The organism is Rhodovibrio sodomensis, from assembly GCF_016583645.1.
Classification (GTDB): Bacteria; Pseudomonadota; Alphaproteobacteria; order Kiloniellales; family Rhodovibrionaceae; genus Rhodovibrio; species Rhodovibrio sodomensis.
Window position 1 is genome coordinate 1 of the sequence record NZ_NRRL01000222.1, and the last position, 2,683, is coordinate 2,683.

4 protein-coding genes are annotated in these 2,683 nt (G+C 67.2%); 1 reads left to right on the top strand and 3 read right to left on the bottom strand.

The window, feature by feature from the left end:
- Positions 1-494 precede the first annotated feature (494 nt).
- From CKO28_RS27180 to CKO28_RS27190, 3 genes are all read right to left on the bottom strand, one after another.
- Positions 495-962, bottom strand: coding sequence for a hypothetical protein (locus CKO28_RS27180; RefSeq protein WP_200344587.1), 468 nt, complete (start codon positions 960-962; stop codon positions 495-497).
- A gap of 108 nt (positions 963-1,070) precedes the next feature.
- Complete coding sequence (locus CKO28_RS27185) at positions 1,071-1,526, bottom strand: CBS domain-containing protein (protein WP_200344595.1); 456 nt, start codon at positions 1,524-1,526, stop codon at positions 1,071-1,073.
- 60 nt (positions 1,527-1,586) lie between these two features.
- Positions 1,587-2,054 carry a hypothetical protein gene (locus CKO28_RS27190; RefSeq protein WP_200344597.1) on the bottom strand — a complete coding sequence of 156 codons (468 nt, stop codon included), beginning with the start codon at positions 2,052-2,054 and terminating at the stop codon, positions 1,587-1,589.
- A gap of 346 nt (positions 2,055-2,400) precedes the next feature.
- Between CKO28_RS27190 and CKO28_RS27195 the strand changes: the two genes are divergently transcribed.
- Positions 2,401-2,683: hypothetical protein (locus CKO28_RS27195; RefSeq protein ID WP_200344600.1), on the top strand; the 283-nt coding region annotated here is incomplete at its 3' end.

Consider the following 2,683-nt stretch of genomic DNA (forward strand, 5'->3'; position numbering starts at 1 on the left):
CGGGCTGCAGATCGCCGAGGAGATGGCGACCCTGAACGGGGGCCAGCTGAGCCTGGTCGACACCGGCGCGACCGGCACGCGGTTCCGGGTCTGGCTGCCCGGCTGAGACAGCCGGCGCCTCGCCGGCTACGCTCGCGCCTGGCGAGATGCCGGCACACACCGAAGGCCCCACCGTCCAAGGCTCTGAAGCCCCGGCGCTGTTGCAGACAACGGGGCCACTTCACCACGCCTGGCTGCTGTGGCGCTTGGTGTACCTCGCCCAGATCCCAACGGGCTGGCGGAAACTTCGCGCCGGTTTCGAGTGGATCCGGAGTTGCCTCTTCCCCGCGAACATTACCCACCTGCGTTTTCGGACCAGCGACGACGCATGACGCCGTATGCCGCCCACGATCAGGTGCTTGCCGCGGCGCCTGGGATGCGGGGAGCGATGCATATGGCGGTGCCAGGAACCACGCTGAAGAGCCTGTCGGCGCGACCAAAATGAAGCCGGCAAGTCACGCGACGACGTTGTGTGACGGCGTGGCTTCGTGGGCGCGGAAGACGAGGCGGGAGGCGGCCCACAGGATTGCACCGAAGGTAACGTGCGGGCCGATCGCGCCGAGCGCCACGCTTGATCGCACGGTCGCCCCGGCGACCCCCCAGCCGATGATCGGAAAGAAGCTGATCATCGCGAACGTCCAAAGCCCGATGCTCCAGGCCGCGATCTTCAAGATCGAAGGCCTGCGTCCGACAGCGATCAGGAAGCCGCCGGCCACGACCGTCACGTATCCAACGTGGAACAGAAACCCAACATACGGGTGAACCGGGCCGAGCAACGTCTCAGCGAACGCCTGACTCGGCGGCTCCGGCATTGTGATCAGATCGAACGCGAAAAGCGGCATGATCACCAAGGCGGTGCCAAGGGCCGTGATCAAACCGGCCAGAACGGCCTTCATCAGCCCTTTAACGTCGTTCAACGGCAAGGGGCGTGCGTCTCCTTGGACGTAACTCGGCGTCCTTCGTTGCTGTTTCGCCGCACCGGCGCCTTGTGGGATCTGCGGCTAGACCCGAAAACCCCTCGAACCCCGGCATCAGCCGCGCGCGGCGGCAACGCCGGCGAGGGCGGCCGCGCAGATGTCCGCCCGGGCGATCGTCCCGATGAGCTGCTCGTCCCGGACGACCGGAAGCCGCCGGATCATGCGCGCCGCCATGATCCCGGCGGCGCGGGTGATATCGTCGTTCGGGGCGACAGTGATCGGGTTGGCGATCAGGAACCGCTCGATCGGGTGGTCGCTTACCCGGGCGCGGGCCTCCTCGAAGAGATCGTAGCCCTCGCGTAGGGAATCCCGGTCCATCAGCTCGCTGAAGGCCGGCAGGACCGCGCGCAGCAAGTCTCCCTCTGACAGGACGCCCACGAAGCGTCCGTAACCGTCGACGACGGCCAGATCCGCGACGCCCGTACGCGCCAGCTTGCGCGCGGCCGCCGTGACTTTTGTCCCGGTCTCGATGTGCGGCACGTGCTCGTTCATCGCGTCGGCGACTTTCATGAGCGCATCTCCCTTCCAGGTCCGCCTTGAGTTCGCCGTGTCGGTTGGATTCTGGTGCCTTCATGCCCTGCGGAACGCGCGATCGGTGCTGCCCGACGCTCGGAACACCAAGCGGCTGACCGCCCACAACAGGACGCCGTAGAGCACGTGCGGAACCAGCGCGGCGACCGCGATCTTTGGCGTCACCGCGGCCCCGAAGAGGCCCCAGCCAACCAGCGGGAAGAACACGACGATCGCGATCGCCCAAAGCGCGGCGCTGGACCCGGCGATCGCTCGCTTGCTCGCCCGCGGGCCGGTGAAGGCCAGGATCAGCGTCGTTACGGCCGTCACGTATAAGACGTGAAACAGAAAGCCGACCGGTTCCGGGACGGGCCCCAGCAAGGTCTCGGCGAATGCCTGGCTGGGCGCCTGCGGCATGGGCGCGAGGCCGGACTGGAACAGCGGCGCGGTCACCGCGCCCGTCAACACGGCGACGATCGCACCGACGCCCACGGCTTTACCGAAGTCGCGCGGCTGGTTGAGCGTCATCGTGGACCTCCTGGCTTGTCATCTGGGCTTATCGTCGGGACATGCTTCGATCTATGCCCACCGTCTCCTTGATTTGGGCAGGCGAGCGTTTCCGCGCAGGGGCTTCAGGCCGGGTCTCACGGGGGTTTTGAAGAGAGTTGATCGCCTCGCGAGCGGCGTCAGCCTCCCGCGAACGCGGCGATGCTCACGGCGCGTTCACCCGTCCTCAAAGACGGTCACGTTCGACGCAAAAGGGAGTGAGGCCGGTTCCGCTAAATCGTCCCGCGTGTTGGCGTCGTGGGTGACCGGGCCGTGCGCTGTTGCAAGCGGTCCGGCCTGAACACGTCGACAATGGGAGGTGAGCGTGATGACCGAAAAGCAGGGCGCCCTCAACGGTAAGGCGGCGCGCGGTCTCAGCGTCGCAGCCGCCGGCTTCCTGGCCGCCTGCGCCAACGTCGGTGCGGACCAGGCGACGGCCGCCGATCAAAGCGACAGCCCCGACCGCGTGGTCAAACAGGACCCCGGCAAGGTCGTCTACTGGGTGCCGCCCGGACCGCGTAAGCTGAGCCCCGCGGTGTTCGGCACCGCCGAAGATCCGAAGATGACCCTGGCGCCGAAGCTGAACAAGGCCCGGCGCATGGTCGAGGCCG

Coding starts and splice junctions, on each gene's coding strand:
- CKO28_RS27185 (WP_200344595.1), bottom strand. CDS start 1,526: ATGAAAGTCGCCGACGCGATGAACGAGCACGTGCCGCACATCGAGACC.
- CKO28_RS27190 (WP_200344597.1), bottom strand. CDS start 2,054: ATGACGCTCAACCAGCCGCGCGACTTCGGTAAAGCCGTGGGCGTCGGT.